This is a genomic window from Streptomyces sp. NPDC001663 (assembly GCF_042893105.1).
Taxonomy (GTDB): domain Bacteria; phylum Actinomycetota; class Actinomycetes; order Streptomycetales; family Streptomycetaceae; genus Streptomyces.
This window is the reverse complement of the sequence record NZ_JBIAUR010000012.1, coordinates 293,534-306,493: the sequence shown is the minus strand read 5'-3', so window position 1 is coordinate 306,493 and position 12,960 is coordinate 293,534. Positions and strand designations below refer to the sequence as shown.

At 70.7% G+C, this 12,960-nt stretch carries 11 protein-coding genes and 3 tRNA genes; 8 read left to right on the top strand and 6 right to left on the bottom strand.

The window, feature by feature from the left end; all coding sequences use genetic code 11:
- Positions 1 to 72: 72 nt before the first annotated feature.
- Genes purL through purS form a run of 3 tightly spaced genes read right to left on the bottom strand, consistent with a single transcriptional unit; the run spans position 73 to position 3,268 of the window.
- Positions 73 to 2,331 carry a phosphoribosylformylglycinamidine synthase subunit PurL gene (gene purL, locus ACFY1L_RS35530; protein WP_388833457.1) on the bottom strand — a complete coding sequence of 753 codons (2,259 nt, stop codon included), beginning with the start codon at positions 2,329 to 2,331 and terminating at the stop codon, positions 73 to 75.
- A complete protein-coding gene (gene purQ, locus ACFY1L_RS35525; RefSeq protein ID WP_388833454.1) occupies positions 2,328 to 3,008 on the bottom strand; it encodes a phosphoribosylformylglycinamidine synthase subunit PurQ in 681 nt (226 codons plus the stop codon). Before purQ ends, purL begins: the two co-directional genes overlap by 4 nt.
- A complete protein-coding gene (gene purS / locus ACFY1L_RS35520; protein WP_097253685.1) occupies positions 3,005 to 3,268 on the bottom strand; it encodes a phosphoribosylformylglycinamidine synthase subunit PurS in 264 nt (87 codons plus the stop codon). Before purS ends, purQ begins: the two co-directional genes overlap by 4 nt.
- 354 nt (positions 3,269 to 3,622) lie before the next feature.
- Between purS and ACFY1L_RS35515 the strand changes: the two genes are divergently transcribed.
- From ACFY1L_RS35515 to ACFY1L_RS35480, 8 genes are all read left to right on the top strand, one after another.
- Positions 3,623 to 3,940, top strand: a complete 318-nt coding sequence (locus tag ACFY1L_RS35515; RefSeq protein ID WP_361273819.1) for an Lsr2 family protein — start codon at positions 3,623 to 3,625, stop codon at positions 3,938 to 3,940.
- 124 nt (positions 3,941 to 4,064) lie between these two features.
- A tRNA-Gly gene (locus ACFY1L_RS35510) sits at positions 4,065 to 4,136 on the top strand.
- Positions 4,137 to 4,217: 81 nt separating this feature from the next.
- Positions 4,218 to 4,290: transfer RNA gene (locus ACFY1L_RS35505), tRNA-Gly, on the top strand.
- Between the two features lie 141 nt (positions 4,291 to 4,431).
- Complete coding sequence (locus ACFY1L_RS35500; protein WP_388833449.1) at positions 4,432 to 5,367, top strand: ABC transporter ATP-binding protein; 936 nt, start codon at positions 4,432 to 4,434, stop codon at positions 5,365 to 5,367.
- Positions 5,364 to 6,143 (top strand): ABC transporter permease, encoded by a 780-nt coding sequence (locus ACFY1L_RS35495; RefSeq protein ID WP_388833446.1) that lies wholly within the window; start codon positions 5,364 to 5,366, stop codon positions 6,141 to 6,143. Before ACFY1L_RS35500 ends, ACFY1L_RS35495 begins: the two co-directional genes overlap by 4 nt.
- A gap of 19 nt (positions 6,144 to 6,162) precedes the next feature.
- Positions 6,163 to 7,377, top strand: coding sequence for a sensor histidine kinase (locus ACFY1L_RS35490; RefSeq protein WP_388833443.1), 1,215 nt, complete (start codon positions 6,163 to 6,165; stop codon positions 7,375 to 7,377).
- Positions 7,374 to 7,988 carry a response regulator gene (locus tag ACFY1L_RS35485; protein WP_388833440.1) on the top strand — a complete coding sequence of 205 codons (615 nt, stop codon included), beginning with the start codon at positions 7,374 to 7,376 and terminating at the stop codon, positions 7,986 to 7,988. The genes ACFY1L_RS35490 and ACFY1L_RS35485 overlap by 4 nt, the downstream gene beginning before the upstream one ends.
- Before the next feature lie 23 nt (positions 7,989 to 8,011).
- Positions 8,012 to 8,087: transfer RNA gene (locus ACFY1L_RS35480), tRNA-Gly, on the top strand.
- 41 nt (positions 8,088 to 8,128) lie between these two features.
- Here the strand turns inward: ACFY1L_RS35480 and ACFY1L_RS35475 are convergent.
- From ACFY1L_RS35475 to ACFY1L_RS35465, 3 genes are all read right to left on the bottom strand, one after another.
- The gene (locus ACFY1L_RS35475; RefSeq protein ID WP_388833438.1) at positions 8,129 to 9,028 is read right to left on the bottom strand and encodes a phosphoribosylaminoimidazolesuccinocarboxamide synthase; all 900 of its coding nucleotides are present in this window, start codon (positions 9,026 to 9,028) and stop codon (positions 8,129 to 8,131) included.
- A 109-nt stretch (positions 9,029 to 9,137) separates the two neighbouring features.
- Positions 9,138 to 10,640 carry a N,N-dimethylformamidase beta subunit family domain-containing protein gene (locus ACFY1L_RS35470; protein ID WP_388833435.1) on the bottom strand — a complete coding sequence of 501 codons (1,503 nt, stop codon included), beginning with the start codon at positions 10,638 to 10,640 and terminating at the stop codon, positions 9,138 to 9,140.
- A 215-nt stretch (positions 10,641 to 10,855) separates the two neighbouring features.
- Entirely contained in the window at positions 10,856 to 12,643 is a 1,788-nt protein-coding gene (locus ACFY1L_RS35465; RefSeq protein WP_388833656.1) for a hypothetical protein, read from the bottom strand.
- Positions 12,644 to 12,960: the final 317 nt, after the last annotated feature.

Sequence of the window (12,960 nt, the reverse complement as noted above, 5' to 3'; positions counted from 1 at the left end):
CTGCTGCAGGAAGCCCGAAGGCCCCGCCCGTTCGAAACGGGCGGGGCCTTCGTCGTCTACTCCCGAAAGGGATCAGGCGAGCAGCGCCGGGATCGTCGCCTCGTGGGCCTCGCGCAGCTCCGCCAGGGGCAGCTCGAACTCGCCCTGGAGCTCGACCGAGTCACCGTCCACGACACCGATGCGGGTGACGGGCAGCCCGCGCGCCCCGCACATGTCGTTGAAGCGGACCTCCTCCGAGCGCGGCACGGCGACGACCGCGCGTCCCGCCGACTCGGAGAAGAGGAGGGTGAAGGCGTCGAGCCCGTCCGGTACGACCAGACGCGCGCCCTTGCCGCCGAGCAGCGCCGACTCCACGACCGCCTGGATCAGACCGCCGTCGGACAGGTCGTGCGCGGAGTCGATCATGCCGTCGCGGCTGGCGGAGATCAGGATCTCGCCGAGCAGCCGCTCGCGCTCCAGGTCGACCTTGGGCGGCAGACCGCCGAGGTGGTTGTGCACGACCTGCGACCAGGCCGAACCGCCGAACTCCTCACGCGTGTCGCCGAGGAGGTAGAGCAGCTGCCCCTCCTCCTGGAAGGCGACCGGCGTACGGCGGGCGACGTCGTCGATGACGCCCAGGACCGCGACGACCGGGGTCGGGTGGATGGCCACCTCGCCGGTCTGGTTGTAGAGCGAGACGTTGCCGCCGGTCACCGGGGTGCCCAACTGCTGGCAGGCGTCGGCGAGCCCACGGATGGCCTCCGCGAACTGCCACATGACGGCCGGGTCCTCGGGCGAACCGAAGTTCAGGCAGTCGGAGACCGCGAGGGGCTTGGCACCGGTGGTGGCGACATTGCGGTACGCCTCCGCGAGCGCCAACTGCGCGCCCGCGTACGGGTCGAGCTTCGCGTACCGGCCGTTGCCGTCGGTCGCGATGGCGACACCGAGGCCGCTCTCCTCGTCGATGCGGATCATGCCGGAGTCCTCCGGCTGGGCCAGCACCGTGTTGCCCTGCACGAAGTGGTCGTACTGCGAAGTGATCCACTTCTTGGAGGCCTGGTTGGGAGAGGCGACCAGCTTCAGGACCTGGTCCTTCAGCTCCGCCGAGTTCGCGGGCCGCGCGAGCTTGCCCGCGTCGTCGGCCTGCAGCTCGTCCTGCCAGGACGGGCGGGCGTACGGCCGCTCGTAGACCGGACCGTCGTGCGCGACCGTCCGCGGGTCGACGTCGACGATCTTGCCGCCGTGCCAGTAGATCTCGAGGCGGTCGCCGTCGGTGACCTCACCGATCACCGTGGCGATGACATCCCACTTGTCGCAGATCTCCAGGAACCGGTCGACCTTCCCCGGCTCCACGACCGCGCACATGCGCTCCTGCGACTCGCTCATGAGGATTTCCTCGGGCGAGAGGGTGGAGTCACGCAGCGGTACGTCGTCCAGGGTGACGCGCATGCCGCCGGAGCCGTTCGAGGCCAGCTCGGACGTGGCACACGACAGACCGGCCGCACCCAGGTCCTGGATACCGACGACCAGCTTCTCCTTGAAGGCCTCCAGGGTGCACTCGATGAGGAGCTTCTCCTGGAAGGGGTCACCGACCTGCACGGCCGGACGCTTCGACGGCTTGGCGTCGTCGAAGGTCTCGGAGGCGAGGATCGACGCGCCGCCGATGCCGTCGCCGCCGGTCCGGGCCCCGTACAGGATGACCTTGTTGCCCGCGCCGGACGCCTTCGCGAGGTGGATGTCCTCGTGCCGCATCACGCCGATGGCACCGGCGTTGACCAGCGGGTTGCCCTGGTAGCAGGAGTCGAAGACGACCTCGCCGCCGATGTTCGGCAGGCCCAGACAGTTGCCGTAGCCGCCGATGCCGGCGACGACGCCCGGCAGCACCCGCTTGGTGTCGGGGTGATCAGCGGCACCGAACCGCAGCGGGTCGACGACCGCCACCGGCCGCGCACCCATCGCGATGATGTCGCGCACGATGCCGCCGACGCCGGTGGCCGCGCCCTGGTAGGGCTCGACGTACGACGGGTGGTTGTGCGACTCGACCTTGAAGGTCACGGCGTAGCCCTGGCCGACGTCGACGACACCGGCGTTCTCGCCGATGCCCACGAGCAGTGCATCGGACTGGGGGGCCTTCTCGCCGAACTGGCGCAGGTGCACCTTGCTGCTCTTGTAGCTGCAGTGCTCGGACCACATGACGGAGTACATGGCGAGCTCGGCACCGGTGGGCCGGCGGCCGAGGATCTCCACCACCCGCTCGTACTCGTCCTTCTTCAGGCCGAGTTCGGCCCAGGGCAGCTCGACGTCGGGGGTCGCGGCCGCGTGCTCGACCGTGTCCAGAGGCGTCCGGCTCATACGTTGACCAGCTTCTTGAGGATCGAGGTGAAGAAGGGGAGGCCGTCGGTGCGGCCCGACCCGATGAGGGGCTCGACGGCGTGCTCCGGGTGCGGCATGAGGCCTACGACGTTCCCGGCCTCGTTGGTGATGCCGGCGATGTCGTTGAGCGAGCCGTTGGGGTTGAAGTCGAGGTAGCGGAAGGCGACCCGCCCCTCGGCCTCCAGCTTGTCCAGCGTGTACTGGTCGGCGACGTAGCGGCCGTCCATGTTCTTCAGCGGGATGTGGATCTCCTGGCCGGACTCGTAGTCGACGGTCCAGGCGGTGTCCGCGTTCTCCACCCGCAGCTTCTGGTCACGGCAGATGAAGTGCAGGTGATCATTGCCGAGCATTCCGCCGGGCAGCAGGTGCGCCTCGGTGAGGATCTGGAAGCCGTTGCAGATACCGAGGACCGGGAGGCCGGCCTTCGCCTGCTCGATGACCGTCTCCATCACCGGCGAGAAGCGGGAGATGGCGCCGGCCCGCAGATAGTCGCCGTAGGAGAAACCACCGGGAAGGACGACCGCGTCGACCTGATGGAGGTCCTTGTCCTTGTGCCAGAGGGCGACCGGCTCGGCGCCCGCGAGGCGGATCGCGCGCTGTGTGTCCCGGTCGTCGAGGCTGCCGGGGAAAGTGACGACGCCAATACGAGCGGTCACTTCGCGGCCTCCGCGACTTCCTCCACCTTGACGGTGAAGTCCTCGATCACGGTGTTGGCGAGGAAGGATTCCGCAAGATCGTGGATGCGGGCGAGCGCGGCCTCGTCGACCGGGCCGTCAACTTCCAGTTCGAATCGCTTTCCCTGACGTACGTCGGCGATGCCTTCGAAACCCAGACGCGGCAGTGCGCGCTGCACCGCCTGGCCCTGGGGGTCGAGGATCTCCGGCTTGAGCATGACGTCGACTACGACGCGTGCCACGGGCACTCCCGGTGGTGTGGTGCTGAGCAGGTGGCTTCAGACTACCTGCACAAAATTTCTACGCGAGTAGAGTTGTAGGAAACTACGTGACCGCCATCACGATTCGGCATCGGACGGGGGCCTTCACGAAAAGTTCAGGGAAAGATCCCGGATCGATGCCCCAGACCTATTGCGCGAGGGACACGCGGGAAGATTTAGTCGGGCTTCACATTGCAATGCCGGGCACTGTACAAATGAATTGTCATTAGCCGATACTTTGCCCATTAACTGGCGGACAGTCGACATCTCCGCGACGTCGTGGCACGTCATCCACGTCTTCGCAGATTGCGGTGTCGCACGAAGGGACCGATATTCGTGGCGCAGAAGGTCGTGGTCACTCTCTTTGACGACATCGACGGCTCGGAAGCGGCGGAAACGATCGCCTTCGGACTCGACGGCAAGTCGTACGAGATCGACCTGAATCAAGCCAATGCCAAGAAACTGCGTAAGGCGCTCGAGCCCTACGTGGAGGCCGGCCGCAAGCGGTCCAAGTCGGGCAAGGCGTACCGCCAGACCGAGGTCGCCCCCGACCCGGCGGCCGTCCGGGCCTGGGCCCAGGCCAACAAGATGGACGTCCCGGCCCGCGGCCGGATCCCCAAGAAGGTCTACGAGGCGTTCAGCGCGGCGCAGTGAGCCGCTGCCGACGACCGGTCACCGGCCCCTCGGGAGAACCGACTTGCGCTGCACCCCTCCTGGTCAGCTAGAGTCTGGAGCACGCCGAGGGGCAAGGCCGAAAAGCCGGACCCACGGAGTACATGCGGGTGTAGTTCAGTAGCAGAACATCCCCCTTCCAGGGGGAAGGCGCAGTGTGCAATTCCTGTCACCCGCTCTGCACCGCCGGTCAGAACCACTCTTGTGGATCAGGTAGGCTGGTGCTCGCGCCGATCGGTGGGAGCCGGTCGGAGGCAATGCGGACGTAGCTCAGTTGGTAGAGCGCAACCTTGCCAAGGTTGAGGTCGCGAGTTCGAGCCTCGTCGTCCGCTCTTGATTCAAACCCCTCGGCTTCGGCCGGGGGGCTTTTTCATGTCCTGTCTCATGTCCGCCTGCGGCCTCCTGACATTTGTCATGCCGAGCGATGACAGCGCGCACTGCTCCCGGCCCGACTTCGCCGGGACGCTGAAGTCATGGACAACGAACGCGAACACGTGATTGAGGTCACTGACCTGCGGCGTGTGTACGGGGGCGGGTTCGAGGCGGTGCGCGGCATCACGTTCTCCGTGGGCCGCGGCGAGATCTTCGCGCTGCTCGGCACCAACGGCGCGGGCAAGACGTCGACCGTCGAACTGCTGGAGGGGCTCGCCCGGCCCGCCGGGGGTCGGGTGCGGGTGCTCGGCCACGATCCGTACGAGGACCGGACCGCCGTACGGCCGAGGACCGGGGTGATGCTGCAGGAGGGCGGCTTTCCGTCCGAGCTGACCGTGGCGGAGACCGCGCGGATGTGGGCGGGATGCGTCAGCGGGGCGCGGCCCGAGGCCGAGGCGCTCGCCCTCGTCGGGCTCGAGCGGCGGGCCGGCGTACGGGTCAAGCAGCTGTCCGGCGGCGAACGGCGGCGTCTGGACCTGGCCCTCGCGCTGCTCGGCGGGCCCGAGGTGCTGTTCCTGGACGAGCCGACGACCGGTCTCGACGCCGAAGGGCGCCGGGACACCTGGGAGTTGGTGCGGGCGCTGCGCGACACGGGCACGACGGTGCTGCTCACCACGCACTACCTGGAGGAGGCGGAGGGCCTCGCCGACCGGCTCGCGATCCTGCACGAGGGGCGCATCGCGGCGACCGGGACGCCGGCCGAGGTGACCGCCGAGCAGCCCTCACGGATCTCCTTCCGGCTGCCCGACGGCTACTTCCTCGGGGACCTGCCGCCGCTCGGTGAGCTGGGCGTGTGCGGGCACGAGGTGGACGGGCCCGTCGTACGGCTGCGGACGCGGGAGCTGCAGCGGGCGGCCACCGGACTGCTGGTGTGGGCCGAGCGGGCGCGGGTGGAGCTGCGGGGGCTCGATGTGCGGTCGGCCTCGCTGGAGGAGGCGTTCCTGGGGATCGCGCGGGAGCGGGAGGTGGCGGCATGAGCGGCGTGGTCCTCGCTCCCACCGGCCGGCGGCTGCGGGCGCTGGCGCGGGCGGAGCTGACCCTGCTCGGGCGCAACCGGAGTGCGGTGGTGACGGCGTTGCTGGTGCCGCTCTCGGTGCCGTTCAGTGTGCGGCCCGCGGTCGACCAGATGGACCTCAAGGGGGAGGGGCTGACCATCGGCGCGGTGATGCTGACGGCCGCGATCGGCTTCTCCTTGCTGTTCTCCGTGTACACGGCCCTGGTGAGCGCCTTCGTCGCCCGGCGCGAGGAGCTCGTCCTGAAACGGCTGCGCACCGGGGAACTCGGTGACGTGGAGATCCTCACGGGTACGGCGCTGGCCGCCGCGTGCGTCGGCCTCGCCCAGTCGCTCGTGCTCGCCGCAGGCTGCGTACTGATCCTCGATGCGGGGGCGCCCAAGGCGCCGTATCTGACCGTGCTGGGATTGCTGTCGGGCCTGGTGCTCTGTGCCGCGCTCGCCGCGCTCACCGCGTCTTTCACCCGGACCGTGGAGAGCGCGCAGGTCACCGCGCTGCCGCTGGTGCTCGTGTCGATGATGGGCTCGGGCATCGCGCTCCCGCCGGAGGTCCTGCCGGACCGGGTCGCCTCCGTCTGCGAGCTGCTGCCGCTGTCCCCCGCGATCCGGCTGGTCCGGGGTGGGTTCACCGGGCAGTTGAGCGGCTACGAGGCCCTGGGCGCGGTGGCGACCTCGCTGGCCTGGACCGTGTTGGCGGTGTTTGCTGTACGGCGTTGGTTCCGGTGGGAGCCGCGGCGCTGACGGACGGGGGAGCGCGAGGATGAGCCGGGCGGGCGGCTGGTGGCGGCGCAAGAGCACACCGGCGAAGGTCGAGACGTACACACGGTGGTCGTTCCACTTCTTCGGGGTGGCCGAGATTCTGGCGATCGGGCTGCCCGCCGTCGGCACGCTGGGGCCCGGGCTCGGCGGGGCGCTGCTGGGCCTGGTGGCGGTGCACGCCGTGGCGTGCATGGTGACGGTGTCGCGGGCGCTGGACTGGACGCGCGGGCGGCGCGAGCAGCCCGTACGGCTGCTGTGGACGCTCGCCGCCGTCACCGCCGTGGTCGCCGTCACGGCGCTGGGGATCGCGGAGCACGGACCGGACGGCGACGGCGTCGACACCACGGCGGGCGGGGTCTTCGGGGTCGTCCTGGTCGTCGCGGCCGGGGTCATCTCGCTCGGCGTGCGTGAGCGGCGGCGCGTGTACGCGATCGTGGGCGGCTTCGCTCTCGGCGCGGGGATCATCTCCTTCCCGCTGGGCACTCCCGGGCCCGCCACCCTGCTCACCATGCTGGGCGTGCTCCTCGGCGCCGGATTCCTCGCCTTCACCGCAGTCTTCTCCGTCTGGTTGCTCAACGCCGTCTACGAACTCGACGCGGCCCGCGAGACCCGCGCCCGGCTCGCCGTCGCCGAGGAGCGGCTGCGGTTCGGGCGGGATCTGCACGACGTGATGGGGCGCAATCTCGCCGTCGTCGCGCTGAAGAGCGAGCTCGCGGTGCAGTTGGCGCGACGCGGGCGGCCCGAGGCGGTGGACCAGATGATCGAGGTGCAGCGGATCGCGCAGGAGTCGCAGCGGGAGGTGCGGGATGTCGTGCGGGGATATCGGGAGGCCGATCTCAGGGTCGAACTCGCCGGTGCGCAGGGCGTGTTGACTGCGGCCGGGATCCGCTGCGAGGTGAGCGGGGAGGCCGGCGGGCTGGAGGTCGGGGTTCAGTCGGTGCTCGGGTGGGTCGTGCGGGAGGCTACGACGAACGTGCTGCGGCACGGGGACGCGGTGCGATGTGACATTGCACTGAAGGCCGGCGAGGGGTGTGTGGTGCTGACCGTGGAGAACGATGGCGCGTCCCCGCCCACGGATGACGGCGGGTCCGGGCTGGCCGGGCTGCGGGAGCGGCTCTCGGCGGTGGGCGGGACGCTGGAGGCCGGGCCGGTCGGCGGAAACGTGTTCCGGGTGGTGGCCGAAGTGCCTCTGGGCGTGAGTGAGATCACGGCATGACGGGTCCCGTGCGACTGCTGCTCGCCGACGACGAGCACCTCATCCGGGGTGCGCTCGCCGCGCTGCTCGCGCTGGAGGACGATCTCGTGGTCGTGGCCGAGGCGGCGTCCGGGCCCGAGGCGCTGGCGATGGCGCGGGCGCACGAGCCCGATGTCGCCGTCCTCGATCTGCAGATGCCCGGCGCGGACGGTGTGAAGGTCGCCACATCCCTGCGGGCCGAACTGCCCGGCTGCCAGGTGCTGATCGTCACCAGTCACGGACGGCCCGGCCATCTGAAGCGGGCGCTCGCGGCGGGGGTGCGCGGGTTCGTCCCGAAGACGGTGAGTGCCCAGCGGCTCGCGGAGATCATCCGGACCGTCCATGCCGGACAGCGGTATGTGGACCCGGAATTGGCCGCCGACGCCATCGCCTCCGGGGACTCGCCGCTGACCGCGCGGGAGGCCGAGGTGCTGGAACTCGCCGCCGACGGGGCGCCGGTCGCGGAGATCGCCGAGCGGGCCGCGCTCTCCCAGGGAACCGTGCGCAACTATCTGTCCTCGGCGGTCTCGAAGCTCGGGGCGGAGAACCGTCATGCGGCGGTGCGGCTCGCACGGGAGCGGGGTTGGGTATAGTTGCTCTCGCGCCACGGCGCAGTGCGGACGTAGCTCAGTTGGTAGAGCGCAACCTTGCCAAGGTTGAGGTCGCGAGTTCGAGCCTCGTCGTCCGCTCCAGATCAAGGCCCCGGTCGACGACCGGGGCCTTTGTCATGGGGTCAGCTCCAGCTCGTGCCCGTCAGGCGCTCGTACGCCTCGATGTACTTCGCCCGGGTCGCGTCCACGACCTCCTGCGGCAGCGGCGGCGGGGGCTGCTCGCTCTTCCGGTCCCAGCCGGAGGCCGGCGAGGTCAGCCAGTCGCGCACGAACTGCTTGTCGTACGACGGCTGCGCGCGCCCCGGCTGCCACTGGTCGGCGGGCCAGAAGCGGGAGGAGTCCGGGGTGAGGATCTCGTCCGCGAGGACCAGGGTCTCGCCGTCGAAGCCGAACTCGAACTTGGTGTCCGCGAGGATGATGCCCCGGTCCCGGGCGATGTCACGGCCCCGGGCATAGACGGCGAGGGTCGCCTGGCGCAGCTGGGCGGCGGTGTCGGCGCCGACCTGGCGGGCCACCTCCTCGTAGGAGACGTTCTCGTCGTGCTCGCCGACCTCGGCCTTGGTGGCCGGGGTGAAGATCGGGGCGGGCAGTTCGCTGCCGTCGACCAGGCCCTCGGGGAGGGCGAGGCCACAGACCGTACGGGACTCGTTGTACTCCAGCAGGCCGGAGCCGGTGAGGTAGCCGCGGGCCACCGCCTCCACCGGGACCATCTGCAGCGACTTGCAGACGAGAGTGCGGCCGGCCCAGTCGGCGGGGGCGCCGGCGGGCAGGTCGGTGCTCAGGACGTGGTTGGGGATCAGATCGGCGATCTGGTCGAACCACCACAGGGACAGCTGGGTGAGGACGCGGCCCTTGTCGGGGATCTCGGTCGGCAGCACCCAGTCGAAGGCGGAGATGCGGTCGCTGGCGACCATCACGAGGTCGCCGGCCTCGTTCTGGTACAGCTCGCGCACCTTGCCGGTGTGGAGATGAACCAGGCCCGGAACCTGGATCGGCTCGGGCTTTTCTACGAATCCGGACACGGTTCCTCCCCGTGGTTCTGTCCAAGTGTGTCGATTCTCCCGTATGGCTGGAATCGGTCTTGGTGGGGGGTGGGCTCGAGCTGCGTGGATCTTGCTTGGGTACGAGAACTCAGTCACGTTTGCAGATGCGGTCCAGCAGGTTTGCCGTGGCGCGCTGTACGCGCGTGTCGACGTGGCCCGGACGGTCCAGGGACGGGGACCAGGCGAACGTCCCGGACGCGAAGACCAGGGCGCCGGACGGGGCCCGGTAGAGGGACGTCTCCTGGTGGCGGAGGGCGCCCTCGGAGTCGGTGTACGGGGAGTGCGCGAGCAGGATGCGGTCCTCGTGCTCGGGCAGCGGGGTGCGCGGGAAGTAGCGGTCCGCCTCGCCCGCGACCAGGCCCTCGATCTCGTCGCCCTCGTGGGCGCCGGTCGCCTCCCACAGCCAGTGGTCGGCGTTGCGGACGATCAGGGGGTGGGGCTCGGGGACCCGGCCCGCGTACTGGATACCGACCAACTGCTGCTCGGGGCGGTCGACTTCGCGCCACAGGACGGGTTTGCCGGGGCCCTTGCGCTTGCGGCAGGTGAGCAGGCGGTCGGGGACGCCGGACGGGGACGGGCCCAACTCCACCTGCCAGTACATGGTGTTGGCGGAGAGGAAGACGAGGGACGTCCCGTGCTCGCGGGCGAGCTCGACGGTGCGGCGCATGTTGACCGACCAGTACTCGTCGTGTCCCGGGAAGACCAGGCCGCGGTAGCGGGTGGGGTCCACGTGCCCTGCGTGCAGGTCGCGGGCGTCGGCGTAGGCGAGGTCGTAGCCGTAGCGCTCGGCCCAGCGGATGAAGTCGTAGGCGTGGCCGACGTGGAGGGGGAGGCCTGCGCCGGCGTACGGGCGGTCGAAGGAGACCGTGGTCGCGGCGTCCGACTCGCCCAGCAGACGGCCCTGTTCGTCCCAGGCGTGGTAGAGGCTGGCGCCGATGCGGCCGTCCTCCGGGTAGAGGTTGTACGCCTGCCAGGTCACGTCGGGCAGAAGGAGGAGCAGGTCCGCGGGGTGGTTGTCGCGGACCGTGAAGGGGATGTGGGAGCGGTAACCGTCGGCCGTGGTGAGGACGGCGACATACGCCCCGATGCTCCAGTACGACGGGATCTGCAGCCGCCAGGACAGCCACCAGTGGTGGCAGGAGACCGTGCGGTCCGCGGTGAGCGGCGAGGGCTGGACGATGCCGGACAGACGCGGGCTGGTGGTGATCTTCGCGGCGCCGTCGCCACCGTAGTGGCCGATGCGGTAGACGTCGACGCTGAATTCCTGGGGCGGGTCGACCGTGATGTGGAAGTCGACGGCCTGGCCGGGGGCGACCGCGCCGGTGGAGATGAAGCCCTTGATCTGGCGGCGGACGTCGTCGGCCGAGCGGGGGCCTCCGGCGGCTCGCGGGGCCGGGATGCGTGGGGTGTTCGCGGTGTCGCCGTCGGGCGGCTGCTGGGTCGCGTCCACGTACCAGGGGACCACCTGGCCGGTGTCGTCGAAGTAGGTCTCGCTGCCGCGGAGCCAGGGGACGGGGCCCTGGCCGAAGGGGTCGGTCACGGCGTGCGCCAGCGCTCCGGATTCCCATCGGCGGATCTTCTCCGACCCCATGGTCGCCCCCCTCCCTCATGCCCTGTGGTCGCGTGTCGCGTGACTGCGGCGAGCCTGTCTGTGCCGCAAGCCCTTGCCATGTGCCCGATCGGTCCCAGCACATCACATAACGCACGCAGCCGGTCACTATTCGTTGCGAATTGGCCGAAAGTGGAATGAGGGACTCCGGAACGGTTCTCCGTACGGGGCTTTCGGTACCGCGGTCCGAGGCGCCGTCACACGAGGCGTACCGGCTTCTCCGGGCGTATGCCGGACTTGCGGAGCCAGGTGCGGAGCGGGGCCGGGTCTCCGTCCTCGACGAGGCTGAGGATCCGGGGGGTCAGGTCCGCCGCGCGTTCTCCGTTGACGAGGAGGGAGGGGCCGTCGAGCCAGTCGAGGCCGGGGGTTGCGCCTGCGGTGTCCATGGCGGCGCAGCAGACCATGGCGGTGACGTGATCGGTCAGCAACTCACGGGCAGTGCGGGGTGGTTGGAGCGGGAAGAGGGGGAGCGTGGTGTCGTCCCAGGGGGTGGGGTCGGGGGCGGCGGCGGTTCGCTCGGTGGGGGTTGCTGCGGCTTCTTCGCGTTCCTCGCGGGCGAGTTCGGTGGTGAGGGCTGCGGCGAGGGTGGCGGCTCGTTCGTTCTCGGCCTCGCCTTCGGCGTCGATCGTGTTCCCGTCCGCACCGCCGGTGCGGCTTTCGCTGTCGGGTGCGGGCTCGTTCTCCGGCGCGGCGGGGGCGAGCCCGGTCATGTCGGCGGCCGAGAGGTGGTCGAGGATTCTCGACAGGGTCGGGCCGTCGGGGGTCGGGGTCGTCCGGTCGGCGGGGCGGCTCACGCCCAGGGTGTCCAGGACCCGGTGGAGGCGGGCCGCGTCGGTGCGCCATTTGCGGTCGACGACCTCTTCCGGGTACTCGTCCCAGTCGACCGGGGACCAGTCGCGGCCCGGCTCGGCGGGGCCGCCGTGGAAGAGGCGGGCGGCGAGGAGCGAGGCCGCCTCGTCCACCGTGCCGGGCTCCTCGAGCAGGTCGCAGGCGGGGCGCTCGCCCAGGCGGGAGGCGAAGCCCTCGGCCAGGCGGTCGCGGCGGGACAGCTCGGTCAGGGCCGCCACCACTCCCGCGTCCAGGCGCGAGGGCCAGCGGCCCATCCGCCAGGCGGGGAGCGCGACGCGGGTCAGGAGGCGGTCCCAGCCGGCGTAGGCCAGGCCCACCTGCTCCTGGGCGACGATCCGCAGACCGTAGTCCACAGCCTGTGCACGCTCGGCGGCCGCGGCCGCGACCCCGCGCTCCATCAGGCCCGCGTGCTCCCGGCAGCTGCGCAGCAGCAGCCGGGCCACCCAGCCGACGCCCGCGCACACCGCGCGGGTCAGCGGGCAGCGGCCGGGCGTCGAGGCGACGGCCACCGCCGCGTCCAGGCCCCGTACGAAGCGGCGGGCCGCGGCTATGTCCGGGTGAGCCGAGGGGCCCGTACCGGCGACGACCGGGGCGAGGACCGCGCGCAGTTCGCCGACGCGCATCCACCACAGGAACGGGGAGCCGATGACCAGGACGGGTGCCGCGGTCGCTCGGCGGTGCCCGGCCCGTGCGCCCGCTATCTCGTCGCGGTGCTCGGGCGGGGGCGGGCCGTGGGCCGGGTGGGTGCGGTCCTCCAGCCAGCTGTCGCAGTCCGGGGTGAGGGCTATCGCGGACGGGGCGGGGACGTCGAGGCGGTCGGCGAGGTCGCGCACCATCCGGTACAGGTCCGGGGCCGCCTCCTCGGCGATCGGGACCGTCGGGCTCACCGCGGGGCGGGCGCGGGCGACGACCAGGGCGATGGCGCCGGCGGCGAGCAGCACGAGGACGGCGAGCGGGGTCAGGACCCAGCGGGCGGCGTGCCAGAACGGGCCCACCAGGTGGTCCGTGGAACCACCGGCCAGCAGGATCACGGCGACTGCCGCGGGCAGCAGAGCCACGGCCAGCGCCCGGCTGCGGATGCGCAGCACGGCGAGGGCCCTCGAGCGCGCTGCCTGCGCGCCTGCTTCCACACCCATACCGGTACCGGTCACGACCGGTCCTCACCCCCTCCCCAGCTGTACTGACTGCCCGGCTCTCCTGGCGTTGCTCACTCCCCCACTGTGGCACCCGCCACTGACATCGCAATGCCGGTGGGCCAAGTGCCGGACCGCTTGCGCCGCACCCTAGTTGGGGCCCTGAGCCCCGTCAGCCGTATGGGGCAGCGCTCACTCGATGGAATGGCTTTGGTCAGAGGTGCATGACGGAATGCGAGGATCAGGCCTCTGTTTTTGACGTGGGTTCTAATGCGGGTTCTCGGAGGTGGACGCAGCATTCAGGCCCCGAATCCGAAGAC